The following is a 23,065-nucleotide window of genomic DNA, read 5'->3' as shown; positions in this document are numbered from 1 at the left end:
GGGATACTCCCAGGATTTGTCCTGCCAACGGTTAAATTCAATTACCTTAATGCCAATTTAACGCTTAACTGATAACCGATGAAGTCAAATATTACACACATCATTAACATTAAATTCACCGAGATACCCAATTAAAAACATAATTAACAAAATCAAGGTAAGTTGATTTAAATCAATATGTAATGACTGGATATAACTTACTAAAACCGTTAAATTGTCGTGGATCAAATTGGCTGAAACCTATCTGATTCGCTATAAATTGATCACCGTCGAAAAACGTAAAACTTATCCAATAAAAACCTGTTTATTGTAAGGGTTTTACAGCGTAATATATTTTAGGGATCAATTGAGTTTTTTATTAACACGTTTGTAACTTTCACTTATTGCTGTTTCCTGTTCTTCGCAAGGGGTGGCAGTAGGGAAGGGGACAAATAAATTTGTATTGGGGCATGTGTTTGAATCCTGCAAATGGGTTCAATCTCGGAGTCTTCATGCGATGAGCAAGGAGTCATGATGTTAGATATAGTCGAACTGTCGCGCTTACAGTTTGCCTTGACCGCGATGTACCACTTCCTGTTTGTTCCGCTGACGCTGGGTATGGCGTTCCTGCTGGCAATCATGGAAACGGTTTACGTCCTTTCCGGCAAACAGATTTATAAAGATATGACCAAGTTCTGGGGCAAGTTGTTTGGTATCAACTTTGCGCTGGGTGTGGCTACCGGTCTGACGATGGAGTTCCAGTTCGGGACTAACTGGTCATACTATTCCCACTATGTGGGCGATATCTTCGGTGCGCCGCTGGCCATCGAAGGTCTGATGGCCTTCTTCCTCGAATCTACCTTTGTAGGTCTGTTCTTCTTCGGTTGGGATCGTCTGGGTAAAGTCCAGCACATGGCTGTCACCTGGCTGGTGGCGCTTGGCTCCAACCTCTCCGCACTGTGGATTCTGGTAGCGAACGGCTGGATGCAAAACCCAATCGCTTCCGATTTCAACTTCGAAACCATGCGTATGGAAATGGTCAGCTTCTCCGAGCTGGTCCTGAACCCGGTTGCGCAGGTTAAGTTCGTCCACACCGTGGCATCTGGCTACGTTTGCGGCGCGATGTTCGTTCTCGGTATCAGCTCCTACTATATGCTGCGCGGACGCGATTTCGCTTTTGCGAAACGCTCCTTCGCGATTGCAGCAAGCTTCGGCATGGCGGCTATCCTCTCCGTTATCGTTCTGGGTGATGAATCCGGCTACGAAATGGGTGACGTACAGAAAACCAAACTGGCTGCGATTGAAGCCGAATGGGAAACGCAGCCGGCTCCGGCAGCCTTCACTCTGTTTGGTATTCCGGACCAGGATGCGCAGGAAAACCACTTCGCTATTCAGATTCCTTACGCGCTGGGCATCATTGCCACCCGTTCGGTTGATAAGCAGGTGACGGGCCTGAAAGATCTGATGGTGCAGCACGAAGAGCGTATTCGTAACGGCATGAAAGCTTACTCGCTGCTGGAACAGCTGCGCGGTGGCTCGACTGACCAGACCATTCGCGATGAGTTCAACAACGTTAAGAAAGACCTGGGCTACGGTCTGCTGCTGAAACGCTATACCGACAACGTCGCTGACGCGACGGAAGCGCAGATTAGCCAGGCAACCAAAGACTCGATCCCACGCGTTGCGCCGCTGTACTTCGCTTTCCGTATCATGGTGGCGTGCGGCATCCTGATGCTGGCGATTATAGCTGTCTCCTTCTGGACCGTTATTCGTAACAAGATCGGCGAGAAAAAATGGCTGCTGCGTACCGCGCTGTATGCGATTCCGCTGCCGTGGATTGCTATCGAGTCCGGCTGGTTCGTTGCCGAATACGGCCGTCAGCCGTGGGCGATTGGTGAGGTGCTGCCAACGGCAGTGGCCAACTCCAGCCTGACCCCAGGCGATCTGATCTTCTCGATGCTGTTGATTTGTGGTCTGTACACCCTGTTCCTCGTGGCGGAGCTGTACCTGATGTTCAAATTTGCCCGCCGTGGCCCAAGCAGCCTGAAAACCGGTCGTTACCACTATGAGCAGTCTACCGCGACTACTCAGCCGGCACGCTAAGACAGGAGTCGTCAAATGATCGATTATGAAGTATTGCGTTTTATCTGGTGGCTGCTGATCGGTATCTTGCTGATTGGTTTTGCTGTCGCCGATGGCTTCGACATGGGGGTGGGCATGCTCACCCGTTTCCTCGGTCGTAACGACACCGAGCGTCGAATCATGATTAACTCCATCGCTCCACACTGGGACGGTAACCAGGTATGGCTCATCACCGCAGGCGGCGCGCTGTTCGCCGCATGGCCGATGGTCTATGCTGCCGCGTTCTCCGGCTTCTATGTGGCGATGATTCTGGTGCTGGCGTCCTTGTTCTTCCGTCCGGTCGGTTTTGACTACCGCTCGAAGATTGAAGACACCCGTTGGCGCAACATGTGGGACTGGGGCATCTTCATCGGTAGCTTCGTGCCACCGCTGGTTATCGGCGTGGCGTTTGGTAACCTGCTGCAGGGCGTACCGTTCCATGTCGACGAATATATGCGTCTGTACTACACCGGTAACTTCTTCCAGTTGCTGAACCCGTTTGGTCTGCTGGCCGGTATCGTCAGTGCCGCAATGATCCTGACTCAGGGCGCCACCTACCTGCAAATGCGTACCGTGGGCGAACTGCACCTGCGTACTCGTAACGTTTCTATGGTTGCGGCGCTGGTCACGCTGGTGTGCTTCGCACTGGCAGGCGTTTGGGTTTACTACGGCATTGATGGCTATGTGGTGAAATCGGTTCTGGATCACACCGGTCCGTCTAACCCACTGACCAAAGAAGTGGCGCGTGAAGCCGGTGCATGGATGGTGAACTTCAACAACATGCCAGCGCTGTGGGCGATTCCTGCTCTGGGCGTGGTGCTGCCGTTGCTGACTATTGTGACCACCAAAGCAGATAAAGGGGCATGGGCGTTCCTGTTCTCTTCACTGACTCTGGCATGCATCATCCTGACCGCTGGCATTGCAATGTTCCCGTTCATTATGCCTTCCAGCACGATGATGAACGCAAGCCTGACCATGTGGGATGCGACATCTAGCCAGCTGACGCTGAACCTGATGACCTATGTAGCGATTATCTTCGTACCGATTATTCTGGCCTACACCACCTGGTGTTACTGGAAAATGTTCGGTCGTATCACTAAAGAAGATATCGAACGTAACACCCACTCTCTGTACTAAGTAAGGAGCTGAATATGTGGTATTTCGCATGGATTTTGGGAACGCTTCTTGCCTGTGCATTCGGCGTGATCACCGCCCTGGCGCTTGAGCACGTTGAAGCGACCAAAGCGGGTGAAGAAGAACACTGATGAAAAATATTATCGCAACGTTGTACGCGATAATGGATAAGCGCCCCTTGCGGGCGCTTTCCCTTGTTATGGCCCTGGCGTTAGCTGGCTGTATTTTCTGGGATCCGACGCGTTTTGCGGCGAAGACCAGCGAGCTGGAAATCTGGCACGGTTTTCTGCTGATGTGGTCAGTGTGCGCTGGCGTGATTCACGGGGTCGGTTTCCGCCCTCGGTCGATTCACTGGCAGGGGATTTTTTGTCCGCTTATCGCCGATCTTGTATTATTCGCAGGTCTGATATTTTTCTTCTACCGCTGAAAACTCCCGCCTGATAATGATGGGCTTGCACAAGCCCATAAAAATTTACTCTCCGTTTACTTCTTCCCATTCCAAACCATCTTTCCCGCGCGTATAGTAGCGAAGTTCAAAAACCCAAAAAATTTTTTGCATTACTGGGACGTAAAGTGAATACAACGCTGTTTCGATGGCCGGTTAGGGTCTACTACGAAGATACCGACGCCGGGGGTGTGGTTTACCACGCCAGCTATGTGGCTTTCTATGAAAGAGCACGTACTGAGATGCTGCGTCACCATCACTTCAGCCAACAGGTTTTGCTGGCTGAACGCGTGGCCTTTGTCGTGCGCAAAATGACGCTGGAGTATTTTGCAGCTGCCAGACTCGACGATATGCTCGAAGTCCAAACAGAAATTACATCAATGCGTGGTACGTCAATGGTATTTACGCAGAGAATAGTCAACGCTGAGAATAAGGTTCTGAACGAAGCAGAAGTCCTGATTGTCTGTGTTGATCCACTCATCATGAAGCCTCGTGCGCTTCCCAAGTCTATTGTCGCGGAGTTTAAGCAGTGACTGACATGAACATCCTTGATTTGTTCCTGAAGGCTAGCCTTCTGGTTAAACTTATCATGTTGATTTTGATTGGTTTTTCAATCGCATCCTGGGCCATCATCATCCAGAGAACGCGCATCCTTAATGCGGCTAGCCGTGAGGCTGAAGCGTTCGAAGATAAATTCTGGTCCGGCATCGAGCTGTCTCGTCTGTACCAGGAAAGCCAGGGGCGCCGTGATAATCTGGCGGGCTCTGAGCAGATCTTCTACAGTGGATTCAAAGAGTTTGCTCGCCTGCATCGCGCTAACAGCCATGCGCCGGAAGCGGTCGTGGAAGGGGCGTCGCGTGCGATGCGTATCTCCATGAATCGTGAGCTGGAAACTCTGGAAACGCACATTCCGTTCCTCGGCACTGTCGGTTCTATCAGCCCATACATTGGTCTGTTCGGTACCGTATGGGGGATCATGCATGCCTTTATCGCACTGGGTGCGGTGAAACAGGCTACGTTGCAGATGGTTGCGCCAGGGATCGCGGAAGCGCTGATCGCTACGGCAATCGGTCTGTTCGCGGCAATTCCTGCGGTTATGGCGTACAACCGTCTGAACCAGCGCGTGAACAAACTGGAGCTGAACTACGACAACTTTATGGAAGAGTTCACCGCCATTCTGCACCGTCAGGCTTTTACCGTCAGCGAGAGCAACAAGGGGTAAGCCATGGCCAGAGCACGTGGACGCGGACGTCGCGAACTGAAGTCCGAAATTAACATCGTTCCGCTGCTGGATGTGTTGTTGGTGCTGCTGCTGATCTTTATGGCGACAGCGCCGATCATTACGCAGAGCGTGGAAGTGGATCTCCCTGATGCAACCGAATCACAGGCTGTCAGCAGTAATGATGAACCCCCGGTCATTGTTGAAGTGTCCGGCGTAGGGCAGTACAGCGTGAACGTTGGCCAGGAGAAGATGCCGCAACTGCCACCTGAACAGGTTGTTGCAGAAGCGCAGCGCCGTTTAGAGGCGAATCCGAAGACGGTCTTCTTAATTGGGGGCGCGAAAGACGTGCCTTATGATGAAATAATTAAAGCGCTTAACCTGTTACACAGCGCCGGGGTGAAATCGGTCGGGTTAATGACCCAGCCAATTTAATCGCCGACATGCCGCGCAGCAGCAGACGTAGGTTGGCAACAGCCTATGTTGTTTGCTGCAGGGTAATGGGTGAACAGTTTTTGGGAACCGAGAGTGTCAAAGGCAACCGAACAAAACGACAAGCTTAAACGAGCGATAATTATTTCAGCTGTGCTGCACGTCATTCTTTTTGCAGCACTGATCTGGAGTTCGTTCGATGAGCATATAGACGCTGCAGCCGGCGGTGGCGGCGGTTCGTCCATCGATGCAGTTATGGTCGATCCCGGTGCGGTCGTCGAGAACTATAATCGTACGCAGCAGCAGCAGGCTAGTTCAAAACGTGCGCAAGAGCAGCGTGAAAAACAGGCTCAACAGCAGGCTGAAGAATTGCGTGAAAAGCAGGCGGCAGAACAGGCTCGCTTAAAAGCGCTGGAAAAAGAGCGTTTACAGGCTCAGGATGCAGCGAAGCAGGCGCAGGAGCAGCAGAAACAAGCTGAAGAAGCGGCGGCGAAAGCGGCAGCAGATGCGAAAGCAAAAGTGGATGCTCAGGCCAAAGAGGCCGCGGAAGCTGCTGTTAAAGCGGCTGCTGATGCCAAAGTAAAAGCAGACGCACAGGCTAAAGTCGCCGCGGAAGCCGCGAAAAAAGCTGCCGCAGATGCTCAGAAGAAAGCGGAAGCCGAAGCTGCCAAAGCGGCCGCCGATGCGAAAAAGGTAGCCGAAGCGACGGCTGCTAAAGCGGCGGCGAAAGCCGCTGCCGATGCAGAGAAGAAAGCGGCTGCTGAAGCAGAGAAAAAAGCGGCAGCTGCCGCTGAGAAAGCCGCTGCAGATAAAGCTGCCGCCGCCGAAAAGGCTGCTGCAGATAAAAAAGCCGCTGCCGATAAAGCTGCCGCAGATAAAAAAGCTGCCGCAGCGAAGAAAGCGGCTGCAGCTGAAAAAGCGGCTGCAGCTGAAAAAGCGGCTGCAGCTTCCGGTGTTGATGACCTGCTGGGCGATCTCAGTTCAGGTAAGAATGCGCCGAAAGGAAATACCAGCGGTAGCGCTGGGGGCTCATCTCCTGCTAAAGGTAGTAAACAAGGACAGGGTGGGGCATCACAGGCTGAAATTGCGTCATACATTGCGCAGGTTCAGGCTGCGATCAAAGGTCATTTATATGACTGGGATACCTACAAAGGAAAAACCTGTACCTTGCGTGTCAACATGGCCGAAGACGGTACTGTGTTGAGCGTGAAGCAGGAAGGTGGCGATCCGGCGTTTTGTCAGCAGATGCTGGCGGCAACAAACCGGATGACCAAGTTCCCGAAACCGCCTTCACAATCGGTTTGGCAGACCTTTAAAAATGCGCCACTGGACTTCAAGCCATAAAGATTATTTTTCGCGGCAGTACGTGAAAAATAAAGGCGAGATCGTCGCAGGGTTTTGGTAGTTTTGTGTATTTTAGTTTGTTAACATTCTGCTAAATTATCGTGGGCTTTCCGCCTGGATAAGGGAGAAATGATGAAGCAGGCATTACGAGTAGCGTTTGGTTTTCTGATGCTGTGGGCAGCCGTGCTGCACGCAGAAGTACGTATCGAGATCACCCAAGGGGTGGACTCCGCACGTCCGATTGGCGTCGTTCCGTTCCAGTGGGCCGGGCCGGGTGCTGCACCTGAAGATATTGGCGGCATCGTTGGCGCCGACCTGCGTAACAGCGGGAAATTTAACCCATTAGATCGCTCTCGTCTGCCGCAGCAGCCGGGTACCGCTCAAGAAGTTCAGCCGGCAGCATGGTCTGCGCTGGGTATTGATACTGTTGTTGTCGGTCAGGTAACGCCTAACGCTGACGGCAGCTATAATGTGTCTTATCAGCTGGTTGATACCGGTGCGGCACCAGGTACCGTGCTGGCACAGAACACCTATAAAGTGAACAAGCAGTGGCTGCGTTATGCTGGCCATACTGCCAGTGACGAAGTGTTCGAGAAGCTGACCAGCATTAAAGGTGCATTCCGTACCCGTATCGCCTACGTGGTTCAGACCAACGGCGGTCAGTTCCCGTATGAGCTGCGCGTATCCGATTACGATGGTTACAACCAGTTCGTGGTTCACCGTTCTCCACAGCCGCTGATGTCTCCGGCGTGGTCTCCAGACGGTTCTAAACTGGCTTACGTGACCTTCGAAAGCGGCCGTTCAGCGCTGGTTATCCAGACATTGGCTAACGGTGCAGTACGTCAGGTGGCTTCGTTCCCTCGTCACAACGGTGCACCAGCGTTCTCTCCGGATGGCAGCAAACTGGCGTTTGCCCTGTCTAAAACCGGTAGCCTGAACCTGTACGTGATGGATATCGGCTCCGGCCAGATTCGTCAGGTCACTGATGGTCGTAGTAACAACACCGAACCAACCTGGTTCCCGGACAGCCAGAACCTGGCCTTTACTTCTGACCAGGCCGGTCGTCCACAGGTGTATAAAGTTAATGTTGGCGGCGGTGCTCCGCAGCGTATTACCTGGGAAGGTTCGCAGAACCAGGACGCAGATGTCAGCAGCGACGGTAAATTTATGGTAATGGTAAGCTCGGCTAACGGCCAGCAGCACATTGCTAAGCAGGATCTGGTAGCGGGTGGCGTACAAGTATTGTCGTCAACGTTCCTGGACGAAACGCCAAGTCTGGCACCTAACGGCACGATGGTAATCTACAGCTCTTCTCAGGGGATGGGATCCGTGCTGAATTTGGTTTCTACAGATGGGCGTTTCAAAGCGCGTCTTCCGGCAACTGATGGACAGGTCAAATTCCCTGCCTGGTCGCCGTATCTGTAATAATAATTAATTGATTACTAAAGGAATCATAGAAATGCAACTGAACAAAGTGCTGAAAGGGCTGATGATCGCTCTGCCTGTAATGGCAATCGCAGCGTGTTCTTCTAACAAGAACGCAAGCAATGACCAGAGCGGCGAAGGCATGCTGGGTGCCGGCACTGGTATGGATGCGAACGGTAACGGCAACATGTCTTCTGAAGAGCAAGCGCGTCTTCAGATGCAGCAGCTGCAGCAGAACAACATCGTTTACTTCGATCTGGACAAATACGATATCCGTTCTGACTTCGCTGCAATGCTGGATGCGCACGCAAACTTCCTGCGTAGCAACCCGTCTTACAAAGTCACCGTAGAAGGTCACGCGGACGAACGTGGTACTCCTGAGTACAACATCTCCCTGGGTGAGCGTCGTGCTAACGCCGTTAAGATGTACCTGCAGGGTAAAGGCGTTTCTGCTGACCAGATCTCCATCGTTTCTTACGGTAAAGAAAAACCTGCAGTACTGGGTCATGACGAAGCGGCTTACTCCAAAAACCGTCGTGCCGTACTGGTTTACTAAGAGAATTGCATGAGCAGTAACTTCAGACATCACCTGTTGAGTCTGTCGTTACTGGTTGGCATAGCGGCCCCCTGGGCCGCTTTTGCTCAGGCGCCAATCAGTAGTGTCGGCTCAGGCTCGGTCGAAGACCGTGTCACTCAACTCGAGCGTATTTCTAATGCTCACAGTCAGCTTTTGACCCAACTCCAGCAACAACTCTCCGATAATCAGACCGATATTGACGCCCTGCGAGGCCAAATCCAGGAAAGTCAGTACCAGCTGAATCAGATTGTGGATCGTCAAAAACAGATCATGCTGCAAATTGACAGCCTAAACGGCGGTAGCGGCAGTGCGCAGACGCAGCAAGCTTCGGGTGACCAAAGCAATGCGGCGGCGACAGCAGCGCCTGCAGGCGGCGATACGGCGGCTTCCGGCGTGCCTGCGCAGACGGGCGATGCGAATACCGATTACAACGCAGCGATTGCGTTAGTAAAAGATAGCGCTCGTCAGGATGACGCGATTGCGGCGTTTCAGAACTTCATCAAAAAGTACCCTGATTCAACCTATCAGCCAAATGCTAACTATTGGCTGGGCCAGTTGAATTACAACAAGGGTAAAAAAGATGATGCGGCCTTTTATTTTGCATCGGTGGTGAAAAACTACCCGAAGTCGCCTAAGGCGGCGGACGCGATGTTTAAGGTTGGGGTTATCATGCAGGACAAAGGGGACACCGCAAAAGCAAAAGCGGTCTACCAGCAGGTTGTCAGCAAGTACCCAGGTACCGACGGTGCGAAACAGGCGCAAAAACGTCTTAGCGGACTGTAATGCATAAAGTAAGACCAGAAATCGCGTTATTTCTGGTCTTGCCGCATGAAACATAAGCAGTTAAGTGATCTTTGTCGAAATTTTTGTTGCGCAGAATTCTGAATTCAGTAATATATGCCGCCGTTGCCAAGGGATATCAAACAGCCCGAAAGTGACAAAAAAAGTGGGGCGTTAGCTCAGTTGGTAGAGCAGTTGACTTTTAATCAATTGGTCGCAGGTTCGAATCCTGCACGCCCCACCACTTAAAGCAGTATCCAGCGTAGTACGGGTGATTAGCTCAGCTGGGAGAGCACCTCCCTTACAAGGAGGGGGTCGGCGGTTCGATCCCGTCATCACCCACCACCGGGGCGTTAGCTCAGTTGGTAGAGCAGTTGACTTTTAATCAATTGGTCGCAGGTTCGAATCCTGCACGCCCCACCATCTTAACGGTGGGCACGGTGAAAGCAGTACCGGCAGTATCCAGCGCAGTTTCGGGTGATTAGCTCAGCTGGGAGAGCACCTCCCTTACAAGGAGGGGGTCGGCGGTTCGATCCCGTCATCACCCACCACTCGGGTCGTTAGCTCAGTTGGTAGAGCAGTTGACTTTTAATCAATTGGTCGCAGGTTCGAATCCTGCACGACCCACCATCATTGATGGTCCCGAGTAAAATCTTTCAGGCAACACCCGAATGGGGCGTTAGCTCAGTTGGTAGAGCAGTTGACTTTTAATCAATTGGTCGCAGGTTCGAATCCTGCACGCCCCACCATCCTGAAAAGATTATGTAGTAAACCCCATAAGGGGGCGTTAGCTCAGTTGGTAGAGCAGTTGACTTTTAATCAATTGGTCGCAGGTTCGAATCCTGCACGCCCCACCAGTGTAAAAAGGCGCCCTAAAGGCGCCTTTTTGCTATCTGTGATTTAGAGATTTCTTTTCCCATGCGGGGCCGAGCCCCAACGCATTTCTCATCCTGTTTGGCTGTTTATATCAACGCATCTTAAATGCCCAAAATTCATCACGACTTTTTTTCTACAATCCGCTATCTTGTTTAGCATATAAAACATATTGCCGCGGTATAGGCGATACTTTGCCTGATAGCCGCTTATTTCGTTAAGCCAGTAAAACGAGAAGCATGATGAGCGTGATGTTTGATCCAGAAGCAGCGATTTACCCGTTTCCGCCGAAGCCAACGCCGTTAAGTCGCGATGAGAAGCAATTTTACCGTGAAAAAATCAAGCGGTTACTCAAAGAGCGTAACGCCGTCATGGTCGCGCACTACTATACCGACCCGGAGATCCAGCAACTGGCAGAAGAAACCGGTGGCTGTATTTCCGACTCGCTAGAGATGGCGCGCTTTGGCGCAAAGCATGAAGCTTCAACGCTGCTTGTGGCGGGGGTGCGCTTTATGGGCGAGACCGCTAAGATCCTTAGCCCGGAAAAAACCATTCTGATGCCCACGCTGAACGCGGAATGTTCGCTGGACCTTGGCTGTCCTATTGATGCGTTCAATGATTTTTGCGACGCGCACCCCGATCGTACCGTCGTGGTGTACGCCAATACCTCAGCGGCGGTGAAAGCGCGGGCGGATTGGGTGGTGACCTCGAGCATCGCCGTTGAGCTGATCGAACATCTTGATAGCCTGGGTGAGAAAATTATCTGGGCACCGGATCGTCATCTGGGTCGCTATGTGCAAAAACAAACCGGTGCTGACGTCTTATGCTGGCAGGGAGCCTGTATCGTTCATGACGAATTCAAAACGCAGGCATTAAGCCGGATGAAGTCGCTCTACCCGCAGGCTGCGGTACTGGTTCATCCAGAATCCCCGCAGGCGATTGTTGATATGGCCGATGCTGTGGGATCGACCAGCCAGTTGATTAACGCGGCTAAAATGCTGCCGCATCAGCAACTGATTGTGGCCACCGATCGCGGTATCTTCTACAAGATGCAGCAGGCCGTACCCGAGAAAGAGCTCTTTGAAGCACCGACGGCCGGAGAAGGGGCAACCTGTCGAACCTGCGCACACTGTCCGTGGATGGCGATGAATGGCCTGAAGGCGATTGCCGAAAGCCTGGAAAACGGTGGTGCTGCGCATGAAATTCACGTGGATGCCGCGCTGCGGGAAGGGGCGTTAATTCCGCTTAACCGCATGCTGGATTTTGCGGCTACACTTCGAGGGTAATTGTCTAACACGCTGGAGTTAAAATGGATTTTTTAAGTACGCAAAACATTCTGGTGCACATCCCGATAGGCGCGGGCGGTTATGATCTGTCGTGGATTGAAGCAATAGGCACCATCGCGGGCCTGCTGTGTATCTGGCTGGCGAGTCTGGAGAAGATCGTTAACTACCTGTTTGGGCTGATTAACGTCACGCTGTTTGCGATTATCTTTTTCCAGATTCAGCTCTACGCTAGCCTGCTGCTACAGCTCTTCTTTTTTGCTGCCAACATTTATGGCTGGTACGCGTGGTCGCGGCAAACCAGTCATCATCAAGCGGAGCTGCAAATTCGCTGGCTGCCTCTGCCGAAAGCCATCGCCTGGCTCGCTGCCTGCGTGATTGCCATTGGCCTGATGACCTTGTACATCGACCCGGTCTTTGCCGTGCTGACTCATATTGCAGTCAGCGTAATGCAAACAATGGGGATGAATGTGACCATGCCAGTGCTCCAGCCGGATGCTTTCCCGTTCTGGGATTCCTGCATGATGGTGCTGTCGATAGCGGCAATGGTCTTGATGACGCGAAAATATGTTGAGAACTGGCTGCTGTGGGTGGTGATTAACGTGATTAGTGTGGCTATTTTCGCCCTTCAGGGTGTGTATGCCATGGCGCTGGAATATTTGATCCTGACCTTTATTGCCCTGAACGGCAGCCGGATGTGGATGAATAGCGCGCGTGAACGCGGTTCTCGCGCGCTATCCCATTAATGGTGATGGTGATGCCCGTGTCCGGAATGCACCTCGTTAAGGTGGCATTCCGGGCCGTTACAGGGTTGATATTCCATCTGTACGGTTGCGTGGTCAATCTGATACTGCTCTTCAAGAAAATGATGAATCCTGTCCAGGAGGGCATCGTGATCGTGTGGGGGCACTACCTGTACGTGTAGCGTCATCAGCGGCTTCTCACCGACTAGCCAGACATGAACATGATGGACATCGCGCACTTCCGGCAAGGATCGGCGCATATTGCGTTTTAACGCCGCGACGTCAATTGTCTGCGGTGCCCCTTCCAGCAGCTCATTGAGACTCTCTTTTAGCAACGACCAAGCGCTGCGCAACACCAGGCAGGAAACCAGCACCGACAGGATCGGGTCAATCGGCGTCCAGCCGGTGGTCATTATCACTATCGCCGCAATAATCGCGCCCACGGATCCTAATAGATCGCCCATCACGTGCAGCGCTGCCGCGCGCACGTTGAGATTTTTCTCTTCACTACCGCGATGCAATATCCAGAAGGCCAGAATATTCGCCAGCAGTCCGGCAACGGCAATCACCATCATGGTGGTGCCAGCCACCGGCTGCGGAGTATAGAAACGCTTCACCGCTTCCCAGACAATTAAAACAATAATAAACAGCAGGGCAATGGCGTTAACGAAAGCCGCAAGAGTCGTCAGACGCAGCCAACCAAAAGTGTGTCGTGTGCTCGGAGGGCGTCGGGCAAAGTGCACCGCCAGGAGCGCAAACAGCAGGGCGGCAGAATCCGTCAGCATATGCCCGGCATCCGCCAGCAGCGCTAGCGAGCCGGAGACCACGCCACCGATAGCCTCAATAACCATAAAGCCAGCCGTAACACCGAAAGCCAGCAGCAAGCGGCGGCCGTTACCATCATCAGGGGCGGCATGGGAATGTGAATCATGCTGGTGCGGCATGAGCGTCGTCCTTCGTTAATTGATTGTGACTATCTGACATCATTGCAGATCTTTGCTTTTTGCGCACAGAAATAGATGCAGGAGTTCACAGGGGGAAAATAGCGCCCGCTTCGGTTTGTTAAGCTGATATATATTGTTTTTTATATTGTTCTTGGTTATATGAACTGGATGTGGGAGGTTAAAGCGCCTTTAATTACTATTAAATTCTAAATAGTAGGGTTTTTTTAGTAATAAACCGGCTAAAGTGTAAAAGCCAGTTTACACTTTTTTGCTGACGATATAGATTGAAGGGATTGCACTCAATTGTATAAGTATGGCAACACTGGGACAGTCATGAATTATCAGAACGACGATTTACGTATTAAAGAGATCAATGAGTTATTACCTCCTGTAGCACTCCTTGAAAAATTTCCCGCGACTGAAAACGCCGCAAACACCGTTTCTCATGCACGCAAAGCGATCCACCAGATCCTGAGAGGGGATGACGATCGCCTGCTGGTTGTTATCGGCCCGTGCTCCATCCACGATCCGGTTGCGGCGAAAGAATATGCGCAGCGCCTGCTGAAAATCCGTGAAGAGTTGAAGGGTGAGCTGGAAATCGTCATGCGCGTCTATTTTGAAAAACCGCGCACTACCGTTGGCTGGAAAGGGCTTATCAACGATCCGCACATGGATAACAGCTTCCAGATTAACGATGGCCTGCGTATTGCCCGCAAGCTGCTGCTGGACATCAATGATACCGGCCTACCGGCTGCGGGTGAGTTCCTCGATATGATCACCCCGCAGTATCTGGCCGACCTGATGAGCTGGGGCGCCATTGGTGCGCGTACCACCGAATCACAGGTTCACCGCGAACTGGCTTCCGGCCTTTCTTGCCCGGTTGGCTTCAAAAACGGTACCGATGGCACGATTAAAGTCGCCATTGATGCTATCAACGCCGCGGGCGCGCCTCACTGTTTCCTGTCGGTGACCAAATGGGGTCATTCCGCCATTGTGAACACTAGCGGTAACGGCGATTGCCATATCATTCTGCGTGGCGGTAAAGAGCCGAACTACAGCGCATCCCATGTGGCAGCAGTGAAAGAAGGGCTGTCGAAAGCCGGCCTGCCTGCGCAAATCATGATTGATTTCAGCCACGCCAACTCCAGCAAGCAGTTCAAAAAGCAGATGGAAGTCGGCGCTGACGTATGCCAGCAGGTGGCAAGCGGCGAAAAAGCAATTATGGGTGTGATGATTGAAAGTCACCTGGTCGAAGGCAACCAGAACCCGGACAGCGGCGAGCCGTTGGTTTATGGCAAAAGCATCACCGATGCCTGCATTAACTGGGATGATACTGATACGATTTTGCGTCAGCTGGCGAATGCGGTAAAAGCGCGTCGCGGCTAATGCCATGGCTATCCGGACAGGCGTCGCGCCGCCGGGTAGTCAGCAATAAAAAAAAGCGTGGAATCTTCCACGCTTTTTCTATTCTAACCGGGGGTAAAATTACTTCGCTTTACCCTGATTAGCTACCGCTGCCGCTTTCGCTGCGATTTCATCAGCGTTGCCCAGATAGTAGTGTTTGATAGGTTTGAAGTTCTCGTCGAACTCATAAACCAGCGGTACGCCGGTCGGGATGTTCAGTTCGAGGATTTCGTCTTCGCCCATGTTGTCCAGGTATTTCACCAGCGCACGCAGGGAGTTACCGTGAGCCGCGATGATCACGCGCTCACCGCTTTTCAGGCGTGGCAGAATGGTTTCATTCCAGTAAGGCACTACGCGGTCGATGGTCAGCGCCAGGCTCTCGGTTGTTGGCAGCTCTTTATCGGTCAGTTTCGCATAGCGCGGGTCGTGGCCTGGGAAGCGCTCGTCATCTTTGGTCAGCTCTGGCGGAGTCACCGCGAAGCCGCGACGCCATTGTTTAACCTGCTCGTCACCGTATTTCTCAGCGGTTTCTGCTTTGTTCAGACCCTGCAGCGCGCCGTAGTGACGTTCGTTCAGTTTCCAGGATTTCTCAACCGGCAGCCAGGCCTGATCCAGTTCATCCAGCACGTTCCACAAAGTGTGGATGGCACGTTTCAGCACAGAGGTATAAGCAAAATCGAAGCTGAAGCCTTCAGCCTTCAGCAGTTTGCCTGCCGCTTTTGCTTCGCTAACGCCTTTCTCAGACAGATCAACGTCGTACCAACCGGTGAAACGGTTTTCGTTGTTCCACTGACTTTCACCGTGACGAACCAGTACCAGCTTAGTTACAGCCATACTCTCACTCCTCAAGCTTTATTGAATGATAACAATTCTCATTATATTGCTGTGATCGTCTCAGCAGCAACGCTTATGCATAACCATAGCGAAAATAGTGCCCCAGTGTAAGGCGCATGTGAACTCAGCGTTATTATTTTGTCTTTGCGTGGCGTTAATTTCAGCGATATGGCGAAAAGATCGGCGAGGGAGAGAAGGGAATGGCGCTAACGTTCAGGCAAAGTACAGAGATTGGTCCTGGAGTAGGGAGGAATAAAGGCTCCCGGCGTCGCGTTGCTCAGCCGGGAGTTTTTGTATTTTACCGCACGATAAATTGATATTCAGTCAGGCTCACGTACTCTTCGCCCGGGCGCAGCACGCAGTCTGGCTGCGGCCATTCCGGATGATTAGGGCTATCCGGCAGGAACTCACTCTCCAGCGCCAGGCCCTGCCAGGCCGCATACGGCTGGTTTGTCCGGGATAAGGTGCCGTCGAGATAGTTGCCTGAGTAGAACTGGATAGCCGGGGCCGAAGTATAAACCGCCATCTGCAGTTTCTTATCCTGCGACCACACGTTGGCAACCACCTGGGTTGCATCGCCCTGGGCCTGGAGCAGAAATGCATGATCGTAACCTTTCACCTTCTGCTGATCGGCGTCGCTTAAGAAATCCTGGGCCACGGTTTTAGGTTCACGGAAATCGAAGCTGGTGTTGGCGACGTCTTTCAAGCCTTCATGCGGAATGCCGCTGGAGTCAACCGGCAAGTAAGCATCTGCCAGCAGCTGCAACGTATGGTGACGCACGTCGGTCTGCGCCCCGTCGAGGTTGAAGTAGACGTGGTTGGTCAGGTTCACTGGGCACGCTTTATCAACTGTCGCACGGTACTCAATTGAAATACGGTTATCGTCGGTCAAACGATAGGTCGCCGTGGCCTGCAACGTGCCAGGGAAGCCCTGATCGCCATCCTCTGAGGTGAGGGTAAACACGACCTCGGTAGGATTCTGTGAGGCAATCGCCCAGCGGCGTTTATCAAACCCATTCGGGCCGCCGTGCAGCTGGTGCTCACCCTGGCTTGGCGCGACGTTGACCGTTTTACCGTCCAGCGTAAAACGGCTGTTGGCGATACGGTTAGCATAACGACCAATCGAGGCGCCAAGAAACGCCGCCTGTTCGGTGTATTGTTCAGGCGATGCGCAGCCCAGCAGCGCTTCACGCACGCTGCCGTCCTGCAGCGGAATGCGCGCGGACAGCAGCGTGGCACCCCAATCCATTAGGGTCACGACAACGTTATGGGCGTTGCGTAACGTGATCAGCTGATACGGCTGGCCGTCGGCGGCCAGCGCGGAAGATGGGTTTAGCACTGGCCGGCTCCTTGTGATGCTTTGCACACGTAGAACGTCTCTTTAATACCGGTTTTGGCTTCGTACTGCTCGGCCACCGCCTGCTGCACCGCTGGAACCAGTGCTTCAGGGATCAGCGCGACAATACAGCCACCGAAACCGCCGCCGGTCATACGCACGCCGCCTTTATCGCCGATGGTCGCTTTTACAATCTCCACCAGGGTGTCAATTTGCGGGACGGTAATTTCGAAGTCATCACGCATTGACGCGTGCGATTCTGCCATCAGCTGGCCCATACGCAGTAAATCACCTTTCGCAAGGGCAGAAGCCGCTTCCACGGTACGGGCGTTTTCCGTGAGCACGTGGCGCACACGTTTAGCAACGATAGGATCCAGCTCATTCGCCACCGCGTTAAACTGCTCGATGGTCACATCACGCAGCGCAGGTTGCTGGAAGAAACGCGCACCGGTTTCACACTGTTCGCGGCGGGTGTTGTATTCGCTGCCCACCAGGGTACGCTTAAAGTTACTGTTGATAATCACCACCGCCACGCCTTCCGGCATGGAAACGGCTTTGGTATCTAAAGAACGGCAGTCGATCAGCAGCGCGTGGTCTTTTTTACCCAATGCTGAAATCAGCTGATCCATGATGCCGCAGTTACAGCCGACAAACTGGTTCTCTGCTTCCTGGCCGTTCAGGGCAATCTGCGCCCCGTTAAGTGGCAGCTGATATAGCTGCTGGAAGACGGTGCCGACAGCCACTTCCAGTGAAGCCGAGGAGCTTAATCCCGCGCCCTGCGGCACGTTACCGCTGATCACCAGGTCTGCACCGCCAAACGCGTTGTTGCGTTTTTGCAGATGTTTCACCACACCGCGCACGTAATTGGACCACTGCTGGGTGTCATGAGCGACGATAGGGGCATCGAGCGAAAATTCATCAATCTGGTTGTCGTAGTCAGCGGCAATGACGCGAACCTGGCGGTCGCTACGCGGAGAACAGCTGATCACGGTCTGATAATCGATAGCGCACGGCAGGACAAAACCATCGTTGTAGTCGGTGTGCTCGCCGATCAGGTTGACGCGGCCCGGAGCCTGAATCACGTGGGTGGCAGGGTAGCCAAATTTTTCAGCAAACAGGGTTTGTGTTTTATCTTTCAGACTCATTGTTATTCTCCGGATTCGCGAAAATGGACGTCGCTGACCGCGCGCAGGCGCTCAGCCGCTTGTTCTGCCGTCAGGTCACGCTGGGTCTCTGCCAGCATTTCGTACCCGACCATAAATTTACGCACGGTGGCGGAGCGCAGCAGCGGCGGGTAGAAGTGCGCATGCAGCTGCCAGTGTGCGTTCTCTTCACCGTTGAACGGTGCGCCGTGCCAGCCCATGGAATAAGGGAATGAGCACTGGAACAGGTTGTCGTAACGGCTGGTTAATTTCTTCAATGCCAGCGCCAAATCGTCGCGCTGAGCGTCGGTTAAGTCGGTGATGCGCAGCACGTGAGTCTTCGGCAGCAGCAGCGTTTCAAACGGCCAGGCCGCCCAGTAAGGCACCACGGCTAACCAATGCTCGGTTTCCACCACGGTACGGCTGCCATCGGCAAGCTCGCGGGTGACGTAGTCCATCAGCATTGGTGTACGGTGTTCGGCGTAGTACTCGCGCATCAGGCGGTCTTCACGCTCAATTTCATTGGGCAGGAAGCTGTTGGCCCAAACCTGGCCGTGCGGGTGCGGGTTAGAGCAACCCATCGCCGCGCCTTTGTTTTCAAAGACCTGTACCCACGGGTATTTTTGGCCCAGTTCAGCGGTCTGCTGTTGCCAGGTTTGAACCACCGATTGCAATGCGCTAAGGCTCAACTCCGGCAGCGTTTTGCTGTGATCCGGCGAGAAGCAGATAACCCGGCTGGTGCCGCGTGCGCTCTGGCAGCGCATCAGCGGATCGTCGCTTTCCGGTGCATCCGGTGTGTCGGTCATCAGCGCGGCGAAATCGTTGGTAAAGACGTAAGTGCTGGTGTAGTCGGGATTTTTATCGCCCGTCACCCGGGTATTACCCGGGCATAAAAAACAATCCGGATCGTGCTTGGGCAGCGTTTGTTTTGCTGGTGTCTCTTGCGCCCCTTGCCATGGGCGCTTTGCACGATGCGGTGAAACGAGGATCCACTGGCCGGTTAACGGATTAAAGCGGCGATGTGGATGGTCGACGGGGTTAAATTGTGTCATCACAAAATCCTTAGTCTGGATAGCCCTGAGGGTGACGGGACTGCCAGTTCCAGGTGTCCTGCGCCATCTCATCAAGATTACGGGTTACGTGCCAGTTCAGCTCTTTATCGGCTTTGGTGGCATCGGCCCAGTAGGCCGGGAGATCGCCATCGCGACGCGGCGCGAAGTGGTAGTTAACCGGTTTGCCACAGGCTTTGCTGAACGCATTGACCACATCAAGCACGCTGCTGCCGACGCCTGCGCCGAGGTTGTAAATATGAACACCCGCTTTATTCGCCAGTTTCTCCATCGCCGCAACGTGGCCATCAGCCAGATCCATCACGTGGATATAGTCGCGTACGCCGGTGCCATCTGGGGTTGGGTAGTCGTTACCAAAAATCGCCAGCGATTCACGGCGGCCCACCGCCACCTGTGCGATATAAGGCATCAGGTTATTTGGGATGCCCTGTGGATCTTCGCCCATATCGCCGGACTGATGTGCGCCAACCGGGTTGAAGTAGCGCAGCAGCGCGATGCTCCAGTCAGGCTGTGCTTTTTGCAGGTCAGTCAGGATTTGCTCCACCATCAGTTTGCTTTTGCCGTATGGGCTTTGCGGTGTACCGGTAGGGAAGCTTTCGACGTAAGGGATTTTCGGCTGGTCGCCATAGACCGTTGCAGAAGAGCTGAAAATGAAGTTTTTGACGTTGGCTGCGCGCATGGCGGCAATCAGACGCAGGGTACCGTTGACGTTGTTGTCATAGTACTCCAGCGGTTTTTGTACCGACTCACCGACGGCTTTTAGGCCAGCAAAGTGGATCACCGCTTCAATGGCATTTTCACGCAGGATCTCGGTGAGTAGCGCTTCGTTACGGATATCGCCTTCGATAAAGGTTGCCTGCTTACCGCTCAAACGCGCAATAACCGGCAGGACGCTGTGCTTGCTGTTGCACAGGTTGTCGAGGATGACGACGTCGTGGCCCTGTTGCAGCAGCTGTACACATGTGTGGCTTCCTATGTAACCGCTACCACCTGTAACCAATACTTTCATTTTTAGCTCCGTTAAGCTTATGGCATGGAATAAACATAGCATAACAGAGAAGCCAAAAGTGTGACATGGGCTAAATTAGTGGAATCGCTTACACTGGCGCGGCAAGTGTTACCCGCCACAGAATTTACATTGTAAATCAAAGGCGCTATCGCTGTATTGTGTACTTAATCCGAAAATGGAGTGGGAGCGGTGAAGGAACGATGATGCACACCCTTTCAGAGGGGGGACGGGCGTGACGAGCAAATAACGGGGCGAACGGAGCGCCCCGGGGAAGAGCAGTTAAAGAGGCCCCACCTCATAGCGATATCCGTCGCCGTCGGTAACAAATTCCAGACGGTGAGTAATGCACTCCGGCGCATCTTCGGCATGGTGTGAAACAAACAGCAGCTGTGTTTTGCCTTCGCTAATCAGCACATCAATGAAACGGCGTACTACCTGGCGGTTCAACGGATCCAACCCCTGTAACGGCTCGTCAAGAATCAGCAGCGTCGGGTGTTTCACCAGCGCACGGACAATCAGCGCCAAACGCTGCTGCCCCCACGACAGACCGTGGAACGGGGCGTCGGCGGTACGCGCATCCATGCCGAGAATATGTAACCACTCATCGACCAATTTGCGCTGTTTATCGGAAACCGCCTGATAAATCCCGATGGAGTCGAAGTAGCCGGAAAGGATAACGTTGCGCACATTGGTGCTCACCCGGTAATCCAGATGCAGGCTGCTGCTGACGTAGCCAATGTGTTTTTTGATATCCCAGATGGTTTCCCCGCTGCCGCGACGGCGGCCAAACAGCGTCAGATCGTTGCTGTAGCCCTGCGGATGGTCGCCGGTCACGAGGCTTAACAGCGTCGATTTTCCCGCACCGTTCGGGCCGACGATTTGCCAGTGCTCATTGGGCGCGACCGTCCAGCTGAGGTGGTTAATTATCGGCCGATCGTTATAGGACACCACGCCATCATTAAGCACAATACGCGGTTGGTCGTCGGGCAGGGAGAGGCGTGCCGACGGCGAATCAGGCTCGGGCAGCGTCATGCCGTCGAGTTTCTCGCTGTGCGCCAGCTGGGCTATCAGCGTTTGCGCCAGCAGCGCTTGGGTTTCGCCGGTTTCCGTCAGGGTACAGTCGGCCAGCACGCCGGCAAAAGGCACAAAGTCAGGAATGTCGTCAAAGCGGTTGAGTACCAAAACCAGGGTATAGCCCGCTTCATGGAGGGTCGCCAGATGATCCGCCAGCTGGCGGCGTGAGGCGACGTCGAGGCCGTCAAAAGGTTCATCGAGAATCAACAGGTCGGGCTGCGCCATTAGCGCCTGGCACAGTAAGGTTTTGCGCGTTTCGCCGGTGGAGAGGTATTTGAAGCGGCGTTCGAGCAGATGACCTATGCCAAACTGCTCAGCAAGCGTCGCGCACAGCACCGGATCTTTGACTTCATCCTGGATAATTTGCGCGGTGGTACGGCCGGTATCTTCCTCGCCAGGGCTTAACATATCCGTATTGTTGCGCTGCCACTCGTCACTCACCAGTTTTTGTAGCTGTTCGAAAGAGAGACGAGTGATGCGCGTGAATTGGCATTCCCGGCTGCCAGAAAGCAGCGTCAATTCGCCCGCCAGTGCGCGGGCGAGGGCGGACTTGCCGCTGCCGTTGCTGCCGACAAACGCCCAGCTCTCCCCGGCACGCAGGGTCAATTGCCCAATTTTTAATGTTTTTGTGTCGCTAAGACGAAACGTGCCTTGCGAAATTTGCAATGATGACATGATGTATCCCATTTTTTGCAGCGGTATGCATCAGGGATACGTCTTCAGGCGCGTAATGTCAATGCCATCAGCACAAGGTGGCGACAATGATTCTGTCGGCGTTAAAGAATGCGATGACGTTAGCACCTTCCTCCAGCGTTTCGGCATCAGTGAGCGGCAGGGTGGCGCATAGGGTCTGCCCATCCGGCAGCGCCATCAGCACTTCGCACTGTTCATCGCCGCGCAGGATATGACTGATGCGACAGGCGAGCTGGTTGTCGGCTTCGGCGGCAACGGACGGATCGCGAGTGACGTTAACCCACGGCGCTTTTAACAGCACCAGCACTTCTTTGCCTTCATCCAGACCAAGGCGCTCGCCGCTCTGGGCGGTAATCGCGACTTTCAGGCGAGTGGTGCCGTCGGCCAGCAGAATATCGACGTGCTGCTGCACCTGCTGGTGGTCACGCTGGGTGACCGTACCAAACCACTGGTTGCGGGCGCTGGTTTGCAGCGAGAAGCGTGAGATAGCGGCCAGCAGGCTATCCAGCGGCAGTGCATCGTCATCGCTCAGTACGTCAAAGGCTTTTTGCTGGATTTGTGCCAGCAGATCGTAGAGCTGAATCAGGCGCTGGCCGTAGCGAGTCAACACCGCGCCGCCGCCGCCTTTGCCGCCGGTGGCGCGGTCAACTAGCGACTGCTCGCTGAGCTGATTCATTTCATTAATGGCGTCCCAGGCGCTCTTATAGCTGATGCCGGCATTTTTCGCTCCCTGGCTGATAGAGCCAGTCTGTGCTATTTGTTTGAGGAGTGAAATGCGGCGCGGATCGGCAAACAGACGCTGCTGAAGCTTGAGGGTAAGAAGGATTTCAGCCTGCATAAGAGTATCCTGGTAAGAAAAAGGGTATTTTGACCCAAATGGAGGCAGACGCAAAGCGCACAGCACAAAAGGGAGTGTATTTCTGCGCTATCCGGTTACAATAGCCGCATCACAATGTCTGGAGTAAACCATGTTAGAGCTGTTGAAAAGTCTGGTATTTGCCGTAATCATGGTACCCGTAGTGATGGCTATCATCCTGGGGTTGATTTACGGTCTGGGTGAAGTGTTTAACATCTTCTCCGGCGTCGGTCACAAAGATCGCGGCCAGCAAAACCACTGATTTCCCCAAAACGCCCGCTTCTGTCGGGCGTTTTGCTATTAAGCATTTCACACTTCTGCCGATAACTCCCTGTAATACCCACAATC

General features: G+C 53.4%; 23 protein-coding genes and 7 tRNA genes. 22 read left to right on the top strand and 8 right to left on the bottom strand.

Translation table 11 applies throughout. The annotated features are described in order from the left end of the window. Positions 1-513 precede the first annotated feature (513 nt). The 20 genes from cydA (at position 514) to pnuC (ending at position 12,358) form a co-directional block, all read left to right on the top strand. Positions 514-2,082 carry a cytochrome ubiquinol oxidase subunit I gene (cydA, locus tag LZ634_RS07460; RefSeq protein WP_234503539.1) on the top strand — a complete coding sequence of 523 codons (1,569 nt, stop codon included), beginning with the start codon at positions 514-516 and terminating at the stop codon, positions 2,080-2,082. A gap of 15 nt (positions 2,083-2,097) precedes the next feature. Continuing rightward, a complete protein-coding gene (gene cydB, locus LZ634_RS07455; RefSeq protein ID WP_234503536.1) occupies positions 2,098-3,237 on the top strand; it encodes a cytochrome d ubiquinol oxidase subunit II in 1,140 nt (379 codons plus the stop codon). A 14-nt stretch (positions 3,238-3,251) separates the two neighbouring features. Further along, positions 3,252-3,365 carry a cytochrome bd-I oxidase subunit CydX gene (cydX, locus tag LZ634_RS07450; RefSeq protein WP_234503534.1) on the top strand — a complete coding sequence of 38 codons (114 nt, stop codon included), beginning with the start codon at positions 3,252-3,254 and terminating at the stop codon, positions 3,363-3,365. Continuing rightward, the gene (gene ybgE, locus LZ634_RS07445) at positions 3,365-3,661 is read left to right on the top strand and encodes a cyd operon protein YbgE (protein WP_234503532.1); all 297 of its coding nucleotides are present in this window, start codon (positions 3,365-3,367) and stop codon (positions 3,659-3,661) included. The genes cydX and ybgE overlap by 1 nt, the downstream gene beginning before the upstream one ends. A gap of 146 nt (positions 3,662-3,807) precedes the next feature. After that, the gene (ybgC, locus tag LZ634_RS07440; protein WP_035892730.1) at positions 3,808-4,212 is read left to right on the top strand and encodes a tol-pal system-associated acyl-CoA thioesterase; all 405 of its coding nucleotides are present in this window, start codon (positions 3,808-3,810) and stop codon (positions 4,210-4,212) included. Continuing rightward, positions 4,209-4,901 carry a Tol-Pal system protein TolQ gene (gene tolQ / locus LZ634_RS07435; RefSeq protein ID WP_003022976.1) on the top strand — a complete coding sequence of 231 codons (693 nt, stop codon included), beginning with the start codon at positions 4,209-4,211 and terminating at the stop codon, positions 4,899-4,901. The genes ybgC and tolQ overlap by 4 nt, the downstream gene beginning before the upstream one ends. A 3-nt stretch (positions 4,902-4,904) precedes the next feature. Beyond that, entirely contained in the window at positions 4,905-5,333 is a 429-nt protein-coding gene (tolR, locus tag LZ634_RS07430) for a colicin uptake protein TolR (protein WP_234503530.1), read from the top strand. Positions 5,334-5,426: 93 nt separating this feature from the next. Further along, positions 5,427-6,674, top strand: a complete 1,248-nt coding sequence (gene tolA, locus LZ634_RS07425; RefSeq protein ID WP_234503529.1) for a cell envelope integrity protein TolA — start codon at positions 5,427-5,429, stop codon at positions 6,672-6,674. 132 nt (positions 6,675-6,806) lie between these two features. Beyond that, complete coding sequence (gene tolB, locus LZ634_RS07420) at positions 6,807-8,099, top strand: Tol-Pal system beta propeller repeat protein TolB (protein ID WP_234503528.1); 1,293 nt, start codon at positions 6,807-6,809, stop codon at positions 8,097-8,099. A gap of 34 nt (positions 8,100-8,133) precedes the next feature. After that, positions 8,134-8,655: a peptidoglycan-associated lipoprotein Pal gene (gene pal, locus LZ634_RS07415; protein ID WP_061283404.1), complete on the top strand. Its 522-nt coding sequence runs from the start codon at positions 8,134-8,136 to the stop codon at positions 8,653-8,655. Positions 8,656-8,664: 9 nt separating this feature from the next. Beyond that, complete coding sequence (cpoB, locus tag LZ634_RS07410) at positions 8,665-9,459, top strand: cell division protein CpoB (protein ID WP_234503526.1); 795 nt, start codon at positions 8,665-8,667, stop codon at positions 9,457-9,459. A gap of 165 nt (positions 9,460-9,624) precedes the next feature. Next, a tRNA-Lys gene (locus LZ634_RS07405) sits at positions 9,625-9,700 on the top strand. Between the two features lie 25 nt (positions 9,701-9,725). Next, positions 9,726-9,801, top strand: a tRNA-Val gene (locus LZ634_RS07400). A 2-nt stretch (positions 9,802-9,803) separates the two neighbouring features. Beyond that, a tRNA-Lys gene (locus LZ634_RS07395) sits at positions 9,804-9,879 on the top strand. Between the two features lie 52 nt (positions 9,880-9,931). Next, positions 9,932-10,007 (top strand) — tRNA-Val (locus LZ634_RS07390). A gap of 3 nt (positions 10,008-10,010) precedes the next feature. Next, a tRNA-Lys gene (locus LZ634_RS07385) sits at positions 10,011-10,086 on the top strand. A 43-nt stretch (positions 10,087-10,129) separates the two neighbouring features. After that, a tRNA-Lys gene (locus tag LZ634_RS07380) sits at positions 10,130-10,205 on the top strand. A gap of 32 nt (positions 10,206-10,237) precedes the next feature. Beyond that, a tRNA-Lys gene (locus LZ634_RS07375) sits at positions 10,238-10,313 on the top strand. Between the two features lie 258 nt (positions 10,314-10,571). Continuing rightward, a complete protein-coding gene (nadA, locus tag LZ634_RS07370; RefSeq protein WP_234503701.1) occupies positions 10,572-11,615 on the top strand; it encodes a quinolinate synthase NadA in 1,044 nt (347 codons plus the stop codon). A gap of 23 nt (positions 11,616-11,638) precedes the next feature. Further along, entirely contained in the window at positions 11,639-12,358 is a 720-nt protein-coding gene (gene pnuC / locus LZ634_RS07365; RefSeq protein WP_234503524.1) for a nicotinamide riboside transporter PnuC, read from the top strand. Here pnuC and zitB read toward each other — a convergent pair. Beyond that, a complete protein-coding gene (zitB, locus tag LZ634_RS07360) occupies positions 12,355-13,299 on the bottom strand; it encodes a CDF family zinc transporter ZitB (RefSeq protein ID WP_234503522.1) in 945 nt (314 codons plus the stop codon). The genes pnuC and zitB overlap by 4 nt on opposite strands. A gap of 333 nt (positions 13,300-13,632) precedes the next feature. On the opposite strand from zitB, the gene aroG reads away from it, so the two are divergent. Then, a complete protein-coding gene (gene aroG, locus LZ634_RS07355) occupies positions 13,633-14,685 on the top strand; it encodes a 3-deoxy-7-phosphoheptulonate synthase AroG (protein WP_234503520.1) in 1,053 nt (350 codons plus the stop codon). A 99-nt stretch (positions 14,686-14,784) separates the two neighbouring features. Here the strand turns inward: aroG and gpmA are convergent, their stop codons facing one another. From gpmA to modE, 7 genes are all read right to left on the bottom strand, one after another. Further along, complete coding sequence (gene gpmA / locus LZ634_RS07350; protein ID WP_234503519.1) at positions 14,785-15,537, bottom strand: 2,3-diphosphoglycerate-dependent phosphoglycerate mutase; 753 nt, start codon at positions 15,535-15,537, stop codon at positions 14,785-14,787. 298 nt (positions 15,538-15,835) lie between these two features. Further along, positions 15,836-16,876 (bottom strand): galactose-1-epimerase, encoded by a 1,041-nt coding sequence (gene galM, locus LZ634_RS07345; RefSeq protein WP_234503517.1) that lies wholly within the window; start codon positions 16,874-16,876, stop codon positions 15,836-15,838. Next, positions 16,870-18,018, bottom strand: a complete 1,149-nt coding sequence (galK, locus tag LZ634_RS07340; protein ID WP_234503515.1) for a galactokinase — start codon at positions 18,016-18,018, stop codon at positions 16,870-16,872. The genes galM and galK overlap by 7 nt, the downstream gene beginning before the upstream one ends. A 2-nt stretch (positions 18,019-18,020) precedes the next feature. Beyond that, positions 18,021-19,067 carry a galactose-1-phosphate uridylyltransferase gene (galT, locus tag LZ634_RS07335; protein ID WP_234503513.1) on the bottom strand — a complete coding sequence of 349 codons (1,047 nt, stop codon included), beginning with the start codon at positions 19,065-19,067 and terminating at the stop codon, positions 18,021-18,023. A 10-nt stretch (positions 19,068-19,077) separates the two neighbouring features. Then, complete coding sequence (galE, locus tag LZ634_RS07330) at positions 19,078-20,094, bottom strand: UDP-glucose 4-epimerase GalE (RefSeq protein ID WP_234503512.1); 1,017 nt, start codon at positions 20,092-20,094, stop codon at positions 19,078-19,080. Positions 20,095-20,373: 279 nt separating this feature from the next. Then, positions 20,374-21,843, bottom strand: a complete 1,470-nt coding sequence (gene modF, locus LZ634_RS07325; RefSeq protein WP_234503510.1) for a molybdate ABC transporter ATP-binding protein ModF — start codon at positions 21,841-21,843, stop codon at positions 20,374-20,376. A 67-nt stretch (positions 21,844-21,910) separates the two neighbouring features. Then, complete coding sequence (gene modE / locus LZ634_RS07320; protein WP_234503508.1) at positions 21,911-22,699, bottom strand: molybdenum-dependent transcriptional regulator; 789 nt, start codon at positions 22,697-22,699, stop codon at positions 21,911-21,913. Positions 22,700-22,829: 130 nt separating this feature from the next. On the opposite strand from modE, the gene LZ634_RS07315 reads away from it, so the two are divergent. Next, complete coding sequence (locus LZ634_RS07315) at positions 22,830-22,979, top strand: AcrZ family multidrug efflux pump-associated protein (RefSeq protein ID WP_234503506.1); 150 nt, start codon at positions 22,830-22,832, stop codon at positions 22,977-22,979. Positions 22,980-23,065 lie beyond the last annotated feature (86 nt).

The sequence above is a fragment of the Kluyvera intermedia genome, assembly GCF_021440345.1.
GTDB classification, from domain to species: Bacteria; Pseudomonadota; Gammaproteobacteria; order Enterobacterales; family Enterobacteriaceae; genus Kluyvera; species Kluyvera intermedia_A.
Note: the sequence above shows the minus strand (reverse complement) of the source record. Positions and strands in the feature narration are given on the sequence as shown.

Coding starts and splice junctions, on each gene's coding strand:
- cydA (WP_234503539.1), top strand. CDS start 514: ATGTTAGATATAGTCGAACTGTCGCGCTTACAGTTTGCCTTGACCGCG.
- cydB (WP_234503536.1), top strand. CDS start 2,098: ATGATCGATTATGAAGTATTGCGTTTTATCTGGTGGCTGCTGATCGGT.
- cydX (WP_234503534.1), top strand. CDS start 3,252: ATGTGGTATTTCGCATGGATTTTGGGAACGCTTCTTGCCTGTGCATTC.
- ybgE (WP_234503532.1), top strand. CDS start 3,365: ATGAAAAATATTATCGCAACGTTGTACGCGATAATGGATAAGCGCCCC.
- tolR (WP_234503530.1), top strand. CDS start 4,905: ATGGCCAGAGCACGTGGACGCGGACGTCGCGAACTGAAGTCCGAAATT.
- tolB (WP_234503528.1), top strand. CDS start 6,807: ATGAAGCAGGCATTACGAGTAGCGTTTGGTTTTCTGATGCTGTGGGCA.
- pal (WP_061283404.1), top strand. CDS start 8,134: ATGCAACTGAACAAAGTGCTGAAAGGGCTGATGATCGCTCTGCCTGTA.
- cpoB (WP_234503526.1), top strand. CDS start 8,665: ATGAGCAGTAACTTCAGACATCACCTGTTGAGTCTGTCGTTACTGGTT.
- nadA (WP_234503701.1), top strand. CDS start 10,572: ATGAGCGTGATGTTTGATCCAGAAGCAGCGATTTACCCGTTTCCGCCG.
- pnuC (WP_234503524.1), top strand. CDS start 11,639: ATGGATTTTTTAAGTACGCAAAACATTCTGGTGCACATCCCGATAGGC.
- zitB (WP_234503522.1), bottom strand. CDS start 13,299: ATGCCGCACCAGCATGATTCACATTCCCATGCCGCCCCTGATGATGGT.
- aroG (WP_234503520.1), top strand. CDS start 13,633: ATGAATTATCAGAACGACGATTTACGTATTAAAGAGATCAATGAGTTA.
- gpmA (WP_234503519.1), bottom strand. CDS start 15,537: ATGGCTGTAACTAAGCTGGTACTGGTTCGTCACGGTGAAAGTCAGTGG.
- galK (WP_234503515.1), bottom strand. CDS start 18,018: ATGAGTCTGAAAGATAAAACACAAACCCTGTTTGCTGAAAAATTTGGC.
- galT (WP_234503513.1), bottom strand. CDS start 19,067: ATGACACAATTTAACCCCGTCGACCATCCACATCGCCGCTTTAATCCG.
- galE (WP_234503512.1), bottom strand. CDS start 20,094: ATGAAAGTATTGGTTACAGGTGGTAGCGGTTACATAGGAAGCCACACA.
- modF (WP_234503510.1), bottom strand. CDS start 21,843: ATGTCATCATTGCAAATTTCGCAAGGCACGTTTCGTCTTAGCGACACA.
- modE (WP_234503508.1), bottom strand. CDS start 22,699: ATGCAGGCTGAAATCCTTCTTACCCTCAAGCTTCAGCAGCGTCTGTTT.
- LZ634_RS07315 (WP_234503506.1), top strand. CDS start 22,830: ATGTTAGAGCTGTTGAAAAGTCTGGTATTTGCCGTAATCATGGTACCC.